The organism is Stenotrophomonas sp. 71799_Sma (assembly GCF_056482505.1).
This window is the reverse complement of sequence record NZ_CM151202.1, coordinates 862,746-882,317: the sequence shown is the minus strand read 5'-3', so window position 1 is coordinate 882,317 and position 19,572 is coordinate 862,746. Positions and strand designations below refer to the sequence as shown.

Genomic DNA, 19,572 nt, shown 5'->3' with positions numbered 1-19,572 from the left:
GTGGTCCGGCCCTGCGGCCGGACCGGATACCTCATTCTTCGCCCGAGGCCTGTTCAGCTTCGGCTTCAACCACCGGTGCCTCGACCGCAGCCGGGGTGCCGGCCAGGGTCTGCATTTCCGACTCGGTGAGACCGGAAGCACCGCGACGGCGGTTGCTGTGGTACGCCAGGCCGGTACCGGCCGGAATCAGGCGGCCCACGATGACGTTTTCCTTCAGGCCACGCAGGTTGTCCGAGGTGCCGCGGACGGCCGCTTCGGTCAGCACGCGGGTGGTTTCCTGGAACGACGCGGCCGAGATGAACGATTCGGTCGCCAGCGAGGCCTTGGTGATACCCAGCAGGACCGGATCGAAGTGCGCCGGCAGCTCGTTGCGGGTCGACAGGCGCGCATTCTCCTCGATAACGCGCTGGCGCTCCACCTGTTCACCGTTCAGGAACTTGCTGCTGCCCTGGTCGGTGATCTCGACCTTGCGCAGCATCTGGCGGGTGATCACCTCGATGTGCTTGTCGTTGATCTTCACGCCCTGCAGGCGGTACACGTCCTGGATTTCCTTCACCAGGTAGGCGGCCAGCGGTTCGACACCCAGCAGACGCAGGATGTCCTGCGGGCTCGGCTCGCCGTCCACGATGGTTTCACCCTTGGTGACATGCTCGCCTTCGAACACGATGACCTGGCGGTACTTCGGGATCAGCTCTTCGTGCTCCGAACCATCGGTGTCCTTGATGATCAGGCGCTGCTTGCCCTTGGTGTCCTTGCCGAAGCTGATGATGCCCGAACGCTCGGCCAGCACCGCCGGATCCTTCGGCTTGCGCGCTTCGAACAGATCGGCCACGCGCGGCAGACCACCGGTGATGTCGCGGGTCTTCGACGCTTCCTGCGGGATCTTGGCGACCACGTCACCCACGCCGACGGCAGCGCCGTCCTGCAGGTTGACGATCGAGCGCGGCGGCAGCAGGTACTGCGCCGGCAGATCGGTGCCCGGGATCGACAGGTCGTTGCCCTTGGCGTCGACGATGCGCACGATCGGGCGCAGGTCCTTGGCCTGGGTACCACGACGCTTCGGATCGGTGATTTCGCGCGACGCCAGGCCGGTCAGCTCGTCGGTCTTCTCGATGACGGTGATGCCGTCGACGAAGTCGATGAAGCGGATGAAGCCGGCCACTTCCGACACGATCGGGTGGTTATGCGGATCCCAGTTGGCCACGGTCTGGCCAGCCTTGATCGCATCACCGTCCTTGGACGTGATGGTCGCACCGTACGGCAGCTTGTAGCGCTCACGCTCACGGCCGTGGGCATCGAGCACCGAGATTTCGCCCGAGCGCGACACTGCCACCAGCGAGCCATTGGCATGCTCGACGGACTTGAGGTTGCTGAACTTGACCGAGCCGGTGGTCTTGACGGTGATGTTGTCGACCGCAGCAGCTCGCGACGCCGCACCACCGATGTGGAACGTACGCATGGTCAGCTGGGTACCCGGCTCACCGATGGACTGGGCGGCGATGACGCCGACCGCTTCACCGATGTTGACCAGGTGGCCACGGGCCAGATCGCGGCCGTAGCAGCGACCGCAGACACCGAAGGCCGATTCGCACGAGATCGTCGAACGCACCTTGATGCTCTGCACGCCGGCGTCTTCCAGCTTGGCGACCCAGGCTTCGTCCAGCAGGGTGTTGCGGGTGACGATCGGATCTTCGTCGTTGCCCGGCAGGAACACGTCCTCGGCAACCACGCGACCCAGCACGCGATCCTTCAGCGGCTCGACCACGTCGCCGCCTTCCACGATCGGGGTCATGATCAGGCCTTCGGTGGTACCGCAATCCACCTCGGTGATCACCACGTCCTGCGCGACGTCGACCAGACGACGGGTCAGGTAACCCGAGTTCGCGGTCTTCAGCGCGGTATCGGCCAGACCCTTACGGGCACCGTGGGTGGAGTTGAAGTACTCCTGCACGTTCAGGCCTTCACGGAAGTTCGCCTTGATGGGCGTCTCGATGATCGAGCCGTCCGGACGCGCCATCAGGCCACGCATACCGGCCAGCTGACGGATCTGCGCCTGCGAACCACGCGCACCGGAGTCGGCCATGATGTACAGCGAGTTCATCGACTTCTGGTCGATGGTCTCACCCTTGGCATTGACGACCTTCTCGGTACCGATGGTGTCCATCATCGCCTTGGCGATGCGCTCGTTGGTGCGCGACCAGATGTCGACCACCTTGTTGTAGCGCTCACCGGCGGTGACCAGACCCGACTGGTACTGCTCCTGGATTTCCAGCACTTCGGCTTCGGCCTCGGTGAGGATGCCCTTCTTCTCGTCCGGGATCAGCATGTCATCGATGCCGATCGAGACGCCGGCGCGGGTCGCGTAGGCGAAGCCGGTGTACATCAGCTTGTCGGCGAACACGACCGTGTCCTTCAGACCCAGCTGGCGGTAGCTGGAGTTGATCAGGCGGCTGATGTTCTTCTTGGTCAGCTCGGTGTTGGCCAGCGCGAAAGGCAGGCCTTCCGGCAGGATTTCAGCCAGCAGGGCGCGACCGATCGTGGTGTCCACGATCGAGGTCTTGTTCTGCTTGACGCCGTCTTCGTCGGTCACCACCTCGGTGATGCGGACCTTGACGCGCGCGTGCAGTTCCACCACGCGGTTGTCGTAGGCACGCTTCACTTCGGCGATGTTGGCGAAGGCCATGCCCTCGCCCTTCTTGTTTTCCAGCGAGCGGGTCATGTAGTACAGACCCAGCACGACGTCCTGCGACGGCACGATGATCGGCTCGCCGTTGGCCGGCGACAGGATGTTGTTGGTCGACATCATCAGCGCACGCGCTTCCAGCTGGGCTTCCAGCGAGAGTGGCACGTGGACGGCCATCTGGTCACCGTCGAAGTCGGCGTTGAACGCGGTGCAGACCAGCGGGTGCAGCTGGATGGCCTTACCTTCGATCAGCACCGGCTCGAACGCCTGGATGCCCAGACGGTGCAGGGTCGGCGCACGGTTCAGCATCACCGGATGCTCGCGGATGACCTCTTCCAGGATGTCCCAGACTTCGGCTTCTTCGCGCTCGACCAGCTTCTTGGCGGCCTTGATGGTGGTGGCCAGGCCACGACGCTGCAGCTTGGCGAAGACGAACGGCTTGAACAGCTCAAGCGCCATCTTCTTCGGCAGGCCGCACTGGTGCAGGCGCAGGTACGGACCGACCACGATGACCGAACGGCCCGAGTAGTCGACGCGCTTGCCCAGCAGGTTCTGGCGGAAGCGACCCTGCTTGCCCTTGATCATGTCGGCCAGCGACTTCAGCGGGCGCTTGTTGGTGCCGGTGATGGCACGGCCACGACGGCCGTTGTCCAGCAGCGCATCGACCGATTCCTGCAGCATGCGCTTTTCATTGCGCACGATGATGTCCGGCGCGCTCAGTTCGAGCAGGCGGCGCAGGCGGTTGTTACGGTTGATGACGCGGCGGTACAGGTCGTTCAGGTCGGAGGTCGCGAAGCGGCCGCCATCCAGCGGAACCAGCGGACGCAGGTCCGGCGGCAGCACCGGCAGCACGGTCATGACCATCCACTCCGGACGGTTGCCCGATTCCAGGAAGGCTTCGATCAGCTTGATGCGCTTGGTGAGGCGCTTGAGCTTGGTTTCCGAACCGGTAGCGGCGATTTCCTCGCGCAGGCGGGTCATTTCCGACTGCAGGTCGATGGTGCGCAGCAGTTCGTACACGGCCTCGGCGCCCATCGCGGCGTCGAAGTCGTCACCGTGCTCCTGGCGGGCCTGCAGGTACTGTTCTTCGGTCAGCAGCTGGCGGCGTTCCAGGGCGGTCAGGCCCGGCTCGGTCACCACGTAGGCTTCGAAGTACAGCACGCGCTCGATGTCGCGCAGGGTCATGTCCAGCATCAGGCCGATGCGCGACGGCAGCGACTTGAGGAACCAGATGTGCGCGACCGGCGAGGCCAGGTCGATGTGGCCCATGCGCTCACGACGCACCTTGGCCAGGGTCACTTCGGTGCCGCACTTTTCGCAGACCACGCCGCGGTGCTTCATGCGCTTGTACTTGCCGCACAGGCACTCGTAGTCCTTCACCGGGCCGAAGATGGCGGCGCAGAACAGGCCGTCGCGTTCCGGCTTGAAGGTACGGTAGTTGATGGTTTCCGGCTTCTTCACTTCGCCGAAGGACCACGAACGGATCAGGTCCGGCGAGGCCAGCGCGATCTTGATCGCGTCGAAGTCCAGCGTCTGGCGCTGCTGGTTGAAGAGGTTGAGCAGGTCTTTCATGGTGTTCTCCAGAAGGAGGAATGCTGTGTCGATGGGCTTTCAGTTGACTGCCAGCGGCGCGGCGGCGGAGGCCGCCGCGCCGGCATGGATCAGTTGTCTTCCAGTTCCATGTTGATGGCCAGCGAGCGGATTTCCTTCACGAGCACGTTGAAGGATTCCGGCATGCCCGCGACCATCTCGTGCTCACCGTCGACGATGTTCTTGTACATCTGGTTGCGGCCCTGCACGTCATCGGACTTCACCGTCAGCATTTCCTGCAGGGTGTAGGCCGCGCCGTAGGCTTCCAGCGCCCAGACTTCCATTTCACCGAAGCGCTGGCCGCCGAACTGCGCCTTGCCGCCCAGCGGCTGCTGGGTGACGAGCGAGTACGGGCCGGTCGAACGGGCGTGCATCTTGTCGTCGACCAGGTGGTTCAGCTTCAGGTAGTGCATGTAACCCACGGTGGTGTGGCGATCGAACGCTTCACCGGTGCGGCCGTCGTACAGCTGGGTCTGGCCACTGCTCGGCAGGTCGGCCAGTTCCAGCATGCGCTTGATTTCCGCTTCGGTGGCGCCGTCGAACACCGGGGTGGCCATCGGCACGCCGTCGGTCAGGTTACGGGCCAGACGCAGCAGTTCCTCGTCGCTGAACTGCGACAGGTCGACACGGTTGGCCACGTTGGTGTCGTCGTGGTTGTAGATGTCGTCCAGGAACTTGCGCAGGTCGGCAACCGCCGCCTGGGCTTCCATCATCGCCTGGATCTTGCGGCCCAGGCCCTTGGCAGCCCAGCCCAGATGCACTTCCAGGATCTGGCCGATGTTCATACGCGACGGCACGCCCAGCGGGTTCAGCACGATGTCCACGGTTTCGCCCGAGGCCATGTACGGCATGTCCTCGACCGGCACCACGTTGGAGACCACACCCTTGTTGCCGTGGCGGCCTGCCATCTTGTCGCCCGGCTGGATGCGGCGCTTCACGGCCAGGAACACCTTGACCATCTTCAGCACGCCCGGGGCGAGGTCGTCACCGGCGGTGATCTTGCCGCGCTTGTCGGCGAAGCGACGCTCGAATTCCTTCTCGTGCGCCTGGATCTGCTTCTGCGCGCGCTCGATGGCTTCCGAGGCGTCCTCGTCCTTCATGCGCAGGGCGAACCAGTCAGCCTTCTTCAGGCCGTCCAGGAACGCGTCGCTGATGACGTCGCCCTTCTTCAGGCCAGCGCCACCGTTGACCACCTTGCCCACGATCTGCGAACGCAGACGCATGTAGATGGCGGCTTCCAGGATGCGGAACTGGTCGTCGAAGTCCTTCTTGACGCGCTTGATTTCAGACTCTTCGATCTGGCGGGCGCGCTTGTCCTTCTCGATGCCGTCGCGGGTGAAGACCTGCACGTCGATGACGGTGCCGTCCATGCCCGGCGGAACGCGCAGCGAGCTGTCCTTCACGTCCGAAGCCTTCTCGCCGAAGATCGCGCGCAGCAGCTTCTCTTCCGGGGTCAGCTGGCTTTCGCCCTTCGGGGTGACCTTGCCGACCATGATGTCGCCGGCGCGGACTTCCGCACCGATGTACACCACGCCGCTCTCGTCCAGGCGGTTCAGCGCCTGCTCGGAGACGTTCGGGATGTCGGCCGAGATTTCCTCCGGCCCCAGCTTGGTGTCACGCGCGACGCAGGTCAGCTCTTCGATGTGGATCGTGGTGTAACGATCCTCTTCCACCACGCGCTCGGAGAGCAGGATGGAGTCTTCGAAGTTGTAGCCGTTCCACGGCATGAACGCGATCAGCATGTTCTGGCCCAGGGCCAGTTCGCCGATGTCGGTGGACGGACCGTCGGCCAGCACGTCGCCGCGGGCGATGACGTCACCCACCTGGACCAGCGGACGCTGGTTGATGCAGGTGTTCTGGTTCGAACGGGTGTACTTGACCAGGTTGTAGATGTCCACGCCTGCGTCGGTGGCGCCAACGATCTCTTCCTCGTTGACCTTGACCACGATACGGGCGGCATCGATCTGCACGATCTCGCCACCACGACGGGCATTCACGGTCACACCGGAGTCACGCGCCACGGCGCGCTCGATGCCGGTACCGACCAGCGGCTTCTGCGCACGCAGGGTCGGCACGGCCTGACGCTGCATGTTGGCGCCCATCAGTGCACGGTTGGCGTCATCGTGCTCCAGGAACGGAACCAGCGCGGCCGCGATCGACACGGTCTGCATCGGCGAGACGTCCATGAAGTGGACTTCCGCCGGCGGCTTCAGCAGCGACTCGCCCTGGAAGCGGCACGGAACGAACTGCTCGGTCAGCACGCTGTCGGCATTGGTCAGGGCGTTGGCCTGCGCAATGACGTACTCGTTTTCTTCGATGGCCGACAGGAACTCGACTTCGTCATAGACCTTGCCGTCCACGACCTTGCGGTACGGGGTCTCGAGGAAACCGTACTGGTTGGTGCGGGCGTACACGGCCAGCGAGTTGATCAGGCCGATGTTCGGGCCTTCCGGGGTTTCGATGGTGCAGACGCGGCCGTAATGGGTCGGGTGCACGTCGCGCACTTCGAAGCCGGCGCGCTCACGGGTCAGGCCGCCCGGGCCCAGGGCCGAGACGCGACGCTTGTGGGTCACTTCCGACAGCGGGTTGTTCTGGTCCATGAACTGCGACAGCTGCGAGGAGCCGAAGAACTCCTTGATGGCAGCGGCGACCGGCTTGGCGTTGATCAGCTCCTGCGGGGTCAGGCCTTCCGACTCGGCCATCGACAGGCGCTCCTTGACCGCGCGCTCGACGCGGACCAGGCCCACGCGGAACACGTTCTCGGCCATTTCACCGACCGAACGCACGCGACGGTTGCCCAGGTGATCGATGTCATCGACCACGCCGCGACCGTTGCGGATCTCGGTCAGAACCTTGATCACGTCCAGGATGTCGGAGCTGTCGCCATGGGCGGCAACCAGGCGCTTGGACTCTTCGTCGTTGCGCTCACCGTAGTACTTGCGGTCGTACAGCACGGCTTCGCCGGTGGTTTCCTTGCGGCCCACGCGACGGTTGAACTTCATGCGGCCGACCGCGGACAGGTCGTAGCGCTCGAAGGTGAAGAACAGGTTGTGGAACAGGTTCTGCGCGGCGTCCTTGGTCGGCGGCTCGCCCGGACGCATCATGCGGTAGATCTCGACCAGGGCTTCCAGCTGGGTCTTGGTCGGGTCGATGCGCAGGGTGTTGGACAGGTACGGGCCACGATCCAGATCGTTCACCCACAGGGTGCCCACGGCATCCACACCGGCCTTGCGGAAGGCCTGCAGCTGCTCGTCGGTGATCTCGTCATTGGCCTGGGCCAGCAGTTCGCCGGTCGAAGCATCGACCACGTCGTGCGACAGGATGCGGCCGACGATGTAGTCGTCCGGCACGGCCAGGGCGGCGATGCCCGAGGCTTCCAGCTGCTTGATGTGACGCGCGGTGATGCGCTTGCCGGCTTCCACGATGACCTTGTCGCCGTCGGCGAGGTCGAAGCCCAGGGTTTCGCCACGCAGGCGCTCCGGCACCAGCTCCAGCTGGACGCCTTCATCCGGGTTGATGTGGAAGGTGTTGATCTCGAAGAACTCGGCCAGCATCTCTTCGTTGCTGTAGCCGAGCGCGCGCAGCAGGATCGACACCGGCAGCTTGCGGCGACGGTCGATACGGGTGAACAGCGCATCCTTCGGGTCGAACTCGAAGTCCAGCCAGGAGCCGCGGTAAGGAATGATGCGGGCGCTGTACAGCAGCTTGCCCGAGCTGTGGGTCTTGCCACGGTCGTGGTCGAAGAACACGCCCGGCGAACGGTGCAGCTGCGAGACGATGACGCGCTCGGTGCCGTTGACGATGAAGGTGCCGTTCTCGGTCATCAGCGGGATTTCGCCCAGATAGACCTCCTGCTCCTTCACGTACTTGATGGCCTTGGTCGACGACTCACGGTCGTAGATCACCAGGCGCACGGTCACGCGCAGCGGGGCGCCGTAGCTCATGCCACGCTGGCGGCACTCACGCTCGTCGAAGACCGGTTCGCCCAGCTTGTAGCCGACGTATTCCAGGGCAGCATTGCCGCTGTAGCTGGCGATCGGGAAGACCGACTTCAGCGCAGCGTGCAGGCCGTGGTCCGTGCGCTTGGCCGGATCGACGTTTTCCTGCAGGAATTCACGATAGGAATCCACCTGGATGGCGAGCAGGAACGGCACTTCGAGAATCGAGCGCTGCTTGCCGAAATCCTTGCGGATACGCTTTTTTTCGGTGAACGAATAGGACGTCATGAGGTCTTCCACCTTGTTGTGCGGATCGTGCGCCCACGATCCGAAGGGAACTTGAAATTGTCAGTTGGAAGTCGCTGGTATTGCCGGCACCAGCACGCCTTCTCCCGCTACTTCCAACTGCCAACTCGTCTGCATCCACTCCCCCGCTGCCGCGCTCTGCGCTGGCCTGCCGGGGTCTGACCGCAGCCCGTGTTGGGCTTTTTCTGCTTTTGAAACAGTCGACTAACAGTCGACCCTACCGGTACTGCAACAACGACCAAAGGCCGGGGGCTTACGCCCCCAGCCTTGGCTGCATCGCCGTGAATCGGTGACGATGCAAGGTAACTGCTTACTTGACTTCGACAGTCGCGCCAGCAGCTTCCAGGTCCTTCTTCATCTTCTCGGCGTCGTCCTTCGAAGCGCCTTCCTTCAGGACGCCACCGGCTTCGGCCAGGTCCTTCGCTTCCTTCAGGCCCAGGCCGGTGATGGCGCGGACGGCCTTGATGACTTCGACCTTCTTGTCGCCGGCCGACTTCAGGGTGACGGTGAACTCGGTCTGCTCTTCAACAGCAGCGGCCGGGCCAGCGGCAGCAGCCACGGCAACCGGAGCAGCGGCGGAGACGCCGAACTTCTCTTCGATGGCCTTGACCAGCTCCATCACTTCCATCAGGGACTTCTCGGCGATGGCGTCGACGATCTGTTCGTTGGTAAGGGACATGATTAATACCTTTGGATGATTTTCTGGGTTGAGGTTCCGTCAGGAACCACGGTAAGTCGAAACTCAGGCGGTCTCGGCGGCCGGCTCGGCAGCGTCGGCGGCGACGTCGCCACCACCCTGCTTCTCGCCAACGGCCTTGATGGCGCGGGCAAACATCGTGACCGGCTCGGTCAGGACGCGGGCCAGCATGGCCAGGGCCTGGTCGCGGGTCGGCAGCGAGGCCAGCACTTCGACGTGGCTTGCCGGGAACACTTCGCCACCGATGGCGACGACCTTAGCCTTCAGCTTGTCGTTGCCCTTGGCGGCTTCCTTGATCAGGCGACCGGCAGCGCCGGGCTCCTCGAGCGAGAACGCGTACAGCAGCGGACCAACCATCTGGTCCTGGGCGACTGCGAACTCGGTGCCTTCAACGGCGCGCGAAGCCAGGGTGTTCTTGACAACCTTCAAGAAAACACCGGTTTCACGAGCCTGCTTGCGCATCGCGGTCATCTGGGCGACCGTGGTGCCAGCGTATTCGGCTGCGATCAAGGAGTGGGCCTTGGCGGCGACGTCTGCCAGCTCGGCGACTACTTCTTGCTTCTGGGACAGATTGAGAGCCATTGCACTCCTCCTATTGAACTCCGCTTACGGCTCCTGCCGTGTGCGGTCCTGTGCGGCATCCGTCCTGGACGCCGGGAACATCGGGATGATGTTCCGGGGGTGGGCCGTTCTAGACCTGGAGTGGGCCAACCTGGGAAACCCAGACGTGCGTGAACCAGAAAAACTCCAGAAGGGCACCATCTACGCAGGGTGATTCCGGGGAATCGATTAAGCGCTCATGACTGCTCCGGCGGCGACTCCTTGCCAGATCGAGCTTCCGTGCCCGTCGCCGGTATTGCCACGACCGCGCCTGCGGTCTTTGACGGCTACCGCGGGCGATGTACGGCCAGCGATGCCTTCAAATGTCACGGTCACGGCACCGAAGGTACCGTGACCGCTTGAAACAATTACTTCAGGGTCAGCGACGACTGGTCGACGGTGACGCCCGGGCCCATCGTCGAGCTGACCGAAACCTTCTGCAGGTAGGTGCCCTTCGAGGTGGCCGGCTTGGCCTTGATCAGGTCCAGCAGCAGCGCGGTCAGGTTCGACTTCAGCGCGTCTTCGGCGAAGTCGGCCTTGCCGATGGTGCAGTGGATGATGCCAGCCTTGTCGGTGCGGTAACGGACCTGACCCGACTTGGCGTTCTTCACGGCTTCACCCGGGTTCGGGGAAACGGTGCCGACCTTCGGGTTCGGCATCAGGCCGCGCGGGCCCAGCACGGTGCCCAGCTTACCGACGACGCGCATGGCGTCCGGGGTCGCGATGACGACGTCGTAGTTCAGATCGCCGGCCTGCATCTTCTCGGCCAGATCATCCATACCGACGGCTTCGGCGCCAGCGGCCAGGGCTTCGTCAGCCTTGGCACCGGCCGGAGCGAACACGGCGACGCGGACCGACTTGCCGGTACCGGCCGGCAGCACGGTGGAGCCACGGACCTGCTGGTCGGACTTCTTCGCATCGACGCCCAGGCGCACAGCGACGTCGATCGACTCGACGAACTTGGCCTTGGTGGCGCTCTTCAGGATGTTGATCGCGTCCTCGAAGGCGTATGCCTTGCCCGGAACGACGGCGGCCTTGATGGCCTTCTCACGCTTGGTCTGTGCCATCTTATTAACCCTCCACCACGAGGCCCATGGAACGGGCAGAGCCAGCGATGGTACGCACGGCGGCGTCCAGATCGGCGGCAGTCAGATCCGGTTCCTTCGCCTTGGCGATCTCTTCCAGCTGCTTACGGGTGACCTTGCCGACCTTCTCGGTGTTCGGGCGCTTGGAGCCCGACGAGATGCCAGCGGCCTTCTTCAGCAGGGTGGTGGCCGGGGTGCTCTTGGTGATGAAGGTGAACGTACGGTCCGAGTAGGCCGTGATGATCACCGGAACCGGCAGACCCGGCTCGAGCTTCTGCGTGGCAGCGTTGAACGCCTTGCAGAATTCCATGATGTTCAGACCGCGCTGACCCAGCGCAGGACCGACCGGCGGCGAGGGGTTGGCCTGACCGGCCTTCACCTGCAGCTTGATGTAACCGACAACTTTCTTTGCCATGTGAGTACTCTCCGGGTGCTAGCGCCTTTCGACAACAGGCTCCCCATCGGACCGGGAATCACGCGTCCCGGCATCGCGTTTTGAAATCATGCTGAAGGCCACCTTGCGGCGGCCTCGTCCTGCTGGCTTCCCAGCGGGGAGCCGCGCACTATATCAGGTTTTTTCTTCACATGCCTGAAGCGGCACGTAAACGAACGAAACCGGGCAAAGCCCGGTTCCCCTTGTAGAGTCGAGCCATGCTCGACTGCACCGCCATCCGGAGCCTGGAGTCGAGCATGGCTCGACCCTACAGGACCGGTCAGACGGCCTTTTCGACCTGGCCGAACTCGAGTTCGACCGGAGTGGCACGACCGAAGATCAGCACCGAGACGCGCAGACGGCTCTTCTCGTAGTTGACTTCTTCGACGACGCCATTGAAATCGTTGAACGGGCCGTCGGTAACGCGGACCATCTGGCCCGGCTCGAACAGCACCTTCGGACGCGGCTTCTCGACACCTTCCTGAACGCGATTCAGGATGGCTTCGGCCTCGGAATCGGCGATCGGCAGCGGACGGTCGGCGGTGCCGCCGATGAAGCCCATCACGCGCGGGGTTTCCTTGACCAGGTGCCAGCTTTCGTTGTCGATGCGCGGAATACCGGCTTCTTCGTGGGTCTCGATCTGGACCAGCACGTAACCCGGGAAGAACTTGCGCTCGGAGCGGCGCTTCTGGCCAGCGCGCATCTCGACCACTTCTTCGGTCGGGACCAGGACATCGCCGAAGCGCTCTTCCATGCCGTCACGGACGATGCGATCGCGCAGAGCCTGCGCCACCGACTTCTCGAAGCCCGAATAGGCGTGAACGACGTACCAACGCTTCATGCAATTCTCCTTAGCGGCTCAGGAACAACTGAACCAGCCACTGAATGACGTAATCGAACCCACCCAGCAACAGACTGAGAATGGTCACCACCACCATCACGACCCAGGTCATGCGGATGGCTTCCTGGCGCGTCGGCCAGACCACCTTGCGCAGTTCGAAGCGCGACTCGGAGAGGAATTCGCGGGTGTCGCGCCCCTTGCCGGTCAGCATGAACACGCCGATACCGCCAACCAGACCGACCACAACCGCCAACGCACGCAGCTGACCCGCCCACGCACCCAGCTGGGTGGCGCGACCGGAGTCGGCGGAGAACCAGAACCAGACGAACAGACCGGCCAGCACCAGCAACGATGCGGCGACGTACTTGACGATATCCCCGCCGTTGGCGGAGTTGTCCTTGGAGTGTTCGATCTTGCTATTCATCCGGCTGTGTCTGCTTTAGCGGCCCAGGCCGCTGGATAAGGTGGGCAGATGGCACGCCAGGAGGGACTCGAACCCCCAACCTGCGGTTTTGGAGACCGCTGCTCTGCCAATTGAGCTACTGGCGTACGTGTTGAAACTTGCCTTCCCTTAGACGGCGAAGGCGGACCGAGGTTCCCGGCCCGCCATTCGCGTAACCGGCGGCGCTATGCAACCACCGGCACTGCAGGCTTACTCGATGATCTTCGAGACCACGCCGGCGCCGACGGTACGGCCGCCTTCGCGGATGGCGAAGCGCAGGCCTTCGTCCATTGCCACCGGGTTGATCAGGGTGACGACCATCTTGACGTTGTCACCCGGCATCACCATTTCGACGCCTTCCGGCAGAGCAGCTGCGCCGGTGATGTCGGTGGTGCGGAAGTAGAACTGCGGACGGTAGCCGTTGAAGAACGGGGTGTGACGGCCACCCTCGTCCTTCGACAGGACGTAGACTTCGCCTTCGAACTTGGTGTGCGGCTTGATCGAGCCCGGCTTGGCCAGAACCTGGCCACGCTCGACGTCGTCACGCTTGGTGCCGCGCAGCAGCAGGCCAGCGTTGTCGCCTGCCTGACCCTGGTCCAGCAGCTTGCGGAACATTTCAACGCCGGTCACGGTGGTCTTCTGCACCGGACGGATGCCGACGATTTCGATTTCGTCGCCAACCTTGATCACGCCGCGCTCGATACGACCGGTCACCACGGTGCCGCGGCCCGAGATCGAGAACACGTCTTCCACCGGCATCAGGAACGGCTTGTCGATCGCACGTTCCGGCTCCGGAATCCAGCTGTCCAGGGCATCGACCAGCTTCAGGATGGCCGGCACGCCGATGTCGCTCTGGTCGCCTTCCAGCGCCAGACGGGCCGAACCGGCGATGATCGGGGTGTCGTCGCCCGGGAAGTCGTACTTGCTCAGCAGCTCGCGCACTTCCATCTCGACCAGCTCGAGCAGCTCGGCGTCGTCAACCATGTCGGCCTTGTTCAGGAACACGACGATGTACGGCACGCCGACCTGACGCGACAGCAGGATGTGCTCGCGGGTCTGCGGCATCGGGCCGTCAGCGGCCGAGCACACCAGGATCGCGCCGTCCATCTGGGCGGCACCGGTGATCATGTTCTTGACGTAGTCAGCGTGGCCCGGGCAATCGACGTGGGCGTAGTGACGGACCGGGGATTCGTATTCGACGTGCGCGGTCGAGATCGTGATACCACGAGCCTTTTCTTCCGGCGCGGCGTCGATCGAGGAGTAGTCCTTGAACTCGCCACCGAAGCGCTCGGCACCGATCTTGGTCAGTGCGGCGGTCAGCGTGGTCTTGCCGTGGTCGACGTGACCGATGGTGCCGACATTGACGTGCGGCTTGGTGCGCTCGAACTTACCCTTGGCCATGGCTGCTTATCTCGAATTCGTCTGAGAGGTGATGCTTAAGATGGTGCTCACGAAAGGAATCGAACCTTCGACCTCTTCCTTACCAAGGAAGTGCTCTACCGACTGAGCTACGTGAGCCGAGTTTTGCATTATGACATGAACTCGATAATATTCAAAGTTCATTCAATGGAGCGGGAGACGGGAATCGAACCCGCACCATCAGCTTGGAAGGCTGAGGTTCTACCATTGAACTACTCCCGCGCCGGGAATGTCACAACGTGAAACTGGTGGAGGGAGGTGGATTCGAACCACCGAAGGCGTAAGCCAGCAGATTTACAGTCTGCCCCCGTTGGCCGCTTGGGTATCCCTCCTTACCACCCCATTCCGTTGCCGCCGAAGCGTTGCGGTGTGTGGTGGTGAGCCGCTTATTCTGCTGATGGGACGGGGGGCTGTCAACGCTTTTTTCCACTTTTTTCACACGCTGTCGCAAACCCATTGATACGCAAGGTTATTGCCCCGGGACCGCAAGGGTCTCGTTGGCGAAAATTGCGACATGAGGGACGCCGTCGCCGCCGATCCAGCCCCGATACATGCCCTGGGTGTTGAATGGCGTGGCCATTTTTCCGTCTGCAGCGAGCACGATCGCACCGCCGTCACCCCCCATCTGCGGAATCGTCTCGTTGATCACGCCCTTGCCGGCCTGTTCCGGCGTCTGCCCCTGGTAGCGCATGCGTGCGCAGATCTCGTGCGCGGCCGCGGTGCGGATGTAGTACTCGCCCCAGCCGGTGCCGGACACCGCACAGCGCGCATCGGCCCAGGTGCCTGCACCGATGATCGGCGAGTCACCCACCCGGCCATAGCGCTTGTTGGTCATGCCGCCAGTGGAGGTACCGGCGGCCAGGTGCCCCTGCACATCCAATGCGACTGCACCGACGGTCCCGAAGTGCTTTGCAGTCTCCAGGTCGGCATGCGCCTGGCCACTGGCCTCTTCTTTCAGTGCACGCTGCAGCTGCTGCCAACGCTTCTCCGTACGGAAGTAGGAGGGATCGACCAGAGACATCCCCTGCTCGACCGCGAAGGCTTCGGCGCCCTGCCCCACCATCATCACGTGCCTGGATTTCTGCATCACGGTCTGCGCCAGCAGGATCGGGTTGCGCACCCGCTGCACGCCGGCCACCGCGCCCGCCGCCTGGCTCGCGCCATCCATGACAGCCGCATCCAGCTCGTTATGGCCGTCGTGGGTGAACACCGCGCCCTTGCCGGCGTTGAAGGTGGGATCGTCCTCCAGGACGGTGATCGCAGCGGTGACTGCAGCCAACGCGGGGCGACCCGCCGCCAGCTCCGCATGCCCCTTCAACAGGGCCGCCCGCAGCGCGTCACGTGCGGCCTTTTCCTCGGCCGGCGACAGGTCCTTGCGCTCGACGCCGGCGCCGCCGTGGATGACCAGCAGCGGTGAAGCCGCCGGTACGGCCTGGGCAAGCATGGGCAGGGACAACAGTGCGGACAGCGCCAGGCGCAGTTTCATCGGGTACGTCTCCAGCAGAACGAGGGAATGGATTGCAGGGTAGTGCCGGCCGCTGGCCGGCAAGGGGCGCATCAGGGAAGGCGAGTTGCCGGCCAGCGACCGGCACTACCGAAGCGTGAACTCAATCTCGCCGTCGCTGACGTCGGCCACGGCCTGGTAGTCGGCGTCGGCCTGGAAGTCATCCAGGCGCATGCGGCTGCCGCTGGCGACCACCGTTACCGGCACCGCGTGGAAGCGCAGCGGCTCGCCCTCGACCAGACGGTCGGCATCGCGGCCGGGGCTGACCACCCAGACCTTGCCTTCGCCGTCGGCGCTGTAGACCTGTGCCTGGCCATCGGGCTCCACGCACAGGGCGGTGTCCTCGTCGACGCCGATGCCGACGATGTCGGGGTCGCCACTGTCCTGCGCGGCGCGCGCCACGAACACGATCAGGCGGCCGAGCCGATCGCGCTTGTCGAAGTGGGTGTCGGTGACCACGCGCTGCAGGTAGGGCATCTGCAGGAAGCCACTGTCCATGGTCACCGCACTGCCCATCGGGTCGGCCAGCGCACCGGCGGAGGTGATGCTGCCGCCGTCCATCGCGCCGTAGGCATAGCCACCGAGGATGGCCAGCCCGGCGCTGGTACCGGCAATCGGCTTGCCGGCGCGCACATGGGCATTGAGCGCGCGGTTGAGCGCGGTGCCCTTCCAGAAGCGGATGTAGCGCGACTGGTCACCACCGGCAATGAAGATGGCATCGGCCGCAGCCGCCACGCGCAGCACGGCCGGATCGTCGGCGCCGCGGCGGCTGTCGAAGACCAGCGTCTGCACTGCGGTGGTCCCGCCAATCTCGCGATACAGGCGGTCCTGCAGCTCATCACTGCCAGAAGCGCGCAGGATCAGCACGCGGCCGTTACCGGCCTGCTTCAGCCACCAGTGAAAGGCCTCCGGCACCCATTCGCCACCGCCCATCAGCATCATGGCCGGCGCGCGCGGGCCGGGCCGGGGTGCGTCGAGATCCCCGGCTTCGTAGTAGGCGAAGCCCGGGCCCTGCAGGTCCTGCGCAGGGGCGGCCAACGGCACGGCCAACACCAGCAGCGCCAGCCAGGCGAAGGGGGCACGCAGGGTGCAATGGAGGCGTCGCATCTTGATCTCCCTGAACAAAATCGACTTGCAAGCGTTTTCACTCTTTGCCAGATAGGGGCCCAGTAGTCAAGGGCATAAAAAAGGCGTTAAATGCGCGCGCCCATTCCGGAAATCTGAATGGGGGATAGGGCCCCTCCTCTGCGGGCCGGCTTCATTTCCGAGAATTCCTCATGCGTAGAAAGGCGATGGCGTGGTCGATCCAGCTGGCGTTGATGGGCGTGGCTGCTTCCGCGGCGGCCCAGGCACCGGCCTCCTCTTCGGTTCAACAACTGGATGCGGTGCAGGTCACCGGTTCGCGCATTCCGCGCGCCCAGGTGGAAGGCCCCGCCCCGATCACGGTGATCAGCGCCGAGCAGATCCGCTCCAGCGGCTTCACCAGCGTGCCCGACGTGCTGCGCTCGATGACCCAGAACGGCGGTGAGACGCAGAGCCAGCAGTCGTCCAGCGGCGCCGACTTCTCGCCGGGCGCCCAGCAGGTGGACCTGCGCGGGCTGGGCCCGAATCACACGCTGGTGCTGGTCAATGGCCGCCGCATCGCCGACTTCCCGATGCCGTTCAAGGGCCGCAGCAACTTCACCGATGTCTCCAACATCCCGCTGGGCATGATCGAGCGCATCGAAGTGCTGACCGGCAGTGCCTCGGCCATCTACGGTTCGGACGCGATCGCCGGCGTGGTCAACTTCATCCTGAAGAAGAAGGCCGACGGCACCACCGTCGACATGCGCATGGGCACCACCAGCGAAGGCGGTGGCGAGTCGTTCGACATGAGCCTGGCCAGTGGCTTCAGCCGTGGCAACTTCAACGCCGTATACAGCGTTGAACTGCAGTCGCAGACCCCGCTGTGGGCGTACGAGCGCGACATCCAGGATTCGACCCAGGACGGCCCCACCGAGGGCTCACGCATCGCACGCCGCGCTTACCTGCGCACGGACTACAACGACGACTACCTGGATCCGGGCGCGGCCACCTGCGAAGCGCTGGCCGGGCAGAACCAGGGCAGCACCTACCGCGCCTACCGCCCGCGCTACGGTTACTACTGCGGCAGCGACAGCTCGATCGGCTACGGCACCATCCTCAGCAAGCGCCGCGGCGCCAATGGCTACGCCTCGCTGAGCTACGACTTCGACAACGGCCAGCAGTGGTTCGCCGATGTGCAGCTGGGCTACCACACGATGTCGCTGATGCGCGACGTCACCAAGTGGGGCCGCATGGACGCCAACGGCGATGAGTCGGGCTATTTCAACAACCAGGCCACCGGCGAGATCGAGTTCTGGCAGCGCCAGTTCTCGCCCGAGGAGATGGGTGGCCTGCGCAATGCAATGGTGCGCAGCACGCAGAAGACCTTCAGCGTGACCACCGGCTTCAAGGGCAACCTGGCCGGCAACTGGGACTACGAAGCGGCCCTGAGCCATTCGCAGTACCAGTCGCGGATCAGCTGGGCACAGATCATCGCCGCCAAAGCCAATGACCTGTTCCTGGGCCCGCAGCTGGGCGTGGACGACGACGGCTTCCCGATCTACAACGCCGACCCGTCGCGCCTGTACCGGCCGCTGACCCGCGCCGAGTACGATTCGATCGCGGCGCGCACCACCTACACCCCGAAGTCGCGCACCGAGACGGCTGCGTTCACGCTGACCAATTCCGCGCTGTTCGGCCTGCCGGGCGGTGATGCCGGCTTCGCCGCGACCGTGGAAGTGGGCCAGCAGGCGTACTCGCTGAACCCCGATCCGCTGGCGACCCAGTACTACTACTACAGCTGGAAGGATTCGGACGGCAAGGGCTCGCGCAACCGCTGGGCGACCGCTGCGGAGCTGCGCATGCCGCTGCACGAGACGGTCAACCTGAGCGTGGCCGGCCGCTACGACCAGTACCGCTATTCCGGCCACACCATCGGCAAGGCGACCTGGAGCGGTGGCCTGGAATGGCGCCCGATCGACACCCTGCTGGTGCGTGGTTCGTACGGCACCGCGTTCCGTGCGCCGGACCTCCACTACGTGTTCGCCGGCCCGGGCAACGACGAGACCAGCGCAGTGGACCTGTACAGCTGCCGCGCCGACGATGCCGCCGACTGTTCCGACTACGAGCACAACCTGATCCGCAGCCGCACCGGCAACCGCCAGCTCGACCCGGAAACCAGCACCTCGTGGAGTGCCGGCTTCGTCTGGTCGCCGGCGATCGGCCTGGACCTGTCGGTGGACTGGTTCGACATCGACATGCGCAAGCAGGTGCAGGACATGGACGTGCGCACGATCCTGGCCAGCGAAGCGAACTGCCGCCTCGGCAGTGCCGACATCAACTCGCCGACCTGCGTGGACGCGCTCGACCGCATCACCCGCACCAGTGATGGCCGCCTGTACGGCGTGCGTGTCGCCCCGATCAACGTCGCCCGCGAATCCACCTCCGGCATTGACATTGGCCTGCGCTACCGCCTGCAGACCGGCATCGGCGACTTCATCCTCAACGGCACCCACACCTGGGTGAAGAAGCACGATTTCCAGCGCTACCCCGGTGATCCGATCCAGGACCAGTTCGCGGTCAACAGCAACTTCGACATCCCGCGTACCAAGACCAGCCTGAGCGTGACCTGGGAGAAGGACGCGTGGTCGGCCACGGTCTATGGTTCGCGCCTGGGCAAGCTGCCGACCTCGGACAGCTACGACCAGGTATTCAAGTGGGACAGCGGTGACAGCCCGTACATCAAGGCAACCTACCGCTACAACGCGTCGCTGCAGTACCGCTTCGACGACCACTCGCGCCTGTCGCTGTCGGTGGTCAACGTGTTCAACAAGATGCCGCCGAAGGACGCCACGTACACCGCGTATCCGTACTACGACGTGTCCTGGTTCGACAGCGTCGGCCGCACCATCAACCTGCAGTACACCCACAAGTTCGGTGGCAGCGCGCTGTAAGGCACGCCGCATTGCAGA

12 protein-coding genes and 4 tRNA genes are annotated in these 19,572 nt (G+C 64.2%); 1 reads left to right on the top strand and 15 read right to left on the bottom strand.

Annotated elements, in window-relative coordinates:
• Positions 1 to 31 precede the first annotated feature (31 nt).
• The 15 genes from rpoC to ACZK4Z_RS03905 all read right to left on the bottom strand — a co-directional run bounded on the left by rpoC (position 32) and on the right by ACZK4Z_RS03905 (position 16,645).
• Positions 32 to 4,255 carry a DNA-directed RNA polymerase subunit beta' gene (rpoC, locus tag ACZK4Z_RS03975; protein ID WP_125895178.1) on the bottom strand — a complete coding sequence of 1,408 codons (4,224 nt, stop codon included), beginning with the start codon at positions 4,253 to 4,255 and terminating at the stop codon, positions 32 to 34.
• Between the two features lie 89 nt (positions 4,256 to 4,344).
• The gene (gene rpoB / locus ACZK4Z_RS03970; protein ID WP_049401089.1) at positions 4,345 to 8,499 is read right to left on the bottom strand and encodes a DNA-directed RNA polymerase subunit beta; all 4,155 of its coding nucleotides are present in this window, start codon (positions 8,497 to 8,499) and stop codon (positions 4,345 to 4,347) included.
• Positions 8,500 to 8,827: 328 nt separating this feature from the next.
• On the bottom strand, positions 8,828 to 9,196 hold the full coding sequence (rplL, locus tag ACZK4Z_RS03965; RefSeq protein WP_010480374.1) for a 50S ribosomal protein L7/L12: 369 nt from the start codon (positions 9,194 to 9,196) through the stop codon (positions 8,828 to 8,830).
• Between the two features lie 63 nt (positions 9,197 to 9,259).
• The gene (rplJ, locus tag ACZK4Z_RS03960; protein WP_010480377.1) at positions 9,260 to 9,796 is read right to left on the bottom strand and encodes a 50S ribosomal protein L10; all 537 of its coding nucleotides are present in this window, start codon (positions 9,794 to 9,796) and stop codon (positions 9,260 to 9,262) included.
• A 386-nt stretch (positions 9,797 to 10,182) separates the two neighbouring features.
• The gene (rplA, locus tag ACZK4Z_RS03955; RefSeq protein ID WP_004154350.1) at positions 10,183 to 10,881 is read right to left on the bottom strand and encodes a 50S ribosomal protein L1; all 699 of its coding nucleotides are present in this window, start codon (positions 10,879 to 10,881) and stop codon (positions 10,183 to 10,185) included.
• A 4-nt stretch (positions 10,882 to 10,885) separates the two neighbouring features.
• Positions 10,886 to 11,314 (bottom strand): 50S ribosomal protein L11, encoded by a 429-nt coding sequence (rplK, locus tag ACZK4Z_RS03950; protein ID WP_004145248.1) that lies wholly within the window; start codon positions 11,312 to 11,314, stop codon positions 10,886 to 10,888.
• 298 nt (positions 11,315 to 11,612) lie between these two features.
• Positions 11,613 to 12,173 (bottom strand): transcription termination/antitermination protein NusG, encoded by a 561-nt coding sequence (gene nusG, locus ACZK4Z_RS03945; protein ID WP_004154362.1) that lies wholly within the window; start codon positions 12,171 to 12,173, stop codon positions 11,613 to 11,615.
• 10 nt (positions 12,174 to 12,183) lie between these two features.
• Positions 12,184 to 12,597: a preprotein translocase subunit SecE gene (secE, locus tag ACZK4Z_RS03940; protein WP_005408202.1), complete on the bottom strand. Its 414-nt coding sequence runs from the start codon at positions 12,595 to 12,597 to the stop codon at positions 12,184 to 12,186.
• A 49-nt stretch (positions 12,598 to 12,646) separates the two neighbouring features.
• Positions 12,647 to 12,722, bottom strand: a tRNA-Trp gene (locus tag ACZK4Z_RS03935).
• 103 nt (positions 12,723 to 12,825) lie between these two features.
• Entirely contained in the window at positions 12,826 to 14,016 is a 1,191-nt protein-coding gene (tuf, locus tag ACZK4Z_RS03930) for an elongation factor Tu (RefSeq protein ID WP_004154360.1), read from the bottom strand.
• 41 nt (positions 14,017 to 14,057) lie between these two features.
• A tRNA-Thr gene (locus ACZK4Z_RS03925) sits at positions 14,058 to 14,133 on the bottom strand.
• Positions 14,134 to 14,182: 49 nt separating this feature from the next.
• Positions 14,183 to 14,256, bottom strand: a tRNA-Gly gene (locus tag ACZK4Z_RS03920).
• A gap of 24 nt (positions 14,257 to 14,280) precedes the next feature.
• A tRNA-Tyr gene (locus tag ACZK4Z_RS03915) sits at positions 14,281 to 14,366 on the bottom strand.
• Positions 14,367 to 14,503: 137 nt separating this feature from the next.
• Complete coding sequence (locus tag ACZK4Z_RS03910; RefSeq protein ID WP_478451191.1) at positions 14,504 to 15,520, bottom strand: isoaspartyl peptidase/L-asparaginase family protein; 1,017 nt, start codon at positions 15,518 to 15,520, stop codon at positions 14,504 to 14,506.
• A gap of 105 nt (positions 15,521 to 15,625) precedes the next feature.
• A complete protein-coding gene (locus ACZK4Z_RS03905) occupies positions 15,626 to 16,645 on the bottom strand; it encodes a cyanophycinase (protein ID WP_125895171.1) in 1,020 nt (339 codons plus the stop codon).
• A 170-nt stretch (positions 16,646 to 16,815) separates the two neighbouring features.
• Between ACZK4Z_RS03905 and ACZK4Z_RS03900 the strand changes: the two genes are divergently transcribed.
• The gene (locus ACZK4Z_RS03900; RefSeq protein ID WP_121504928.1) at positions 16,816 to 19,554 is read left to right on the top strand and encodes a TonB-dependent receptor plug domain-containing protein; all 2,739 of its coding nucleotides are present in this window, start codon (positions 16,816 to 16,818) and stop codon (positions 19,552 to 19,554) included.
• Positions 19,555 to 19,572 lie beyond the last annotated feature (18 nt).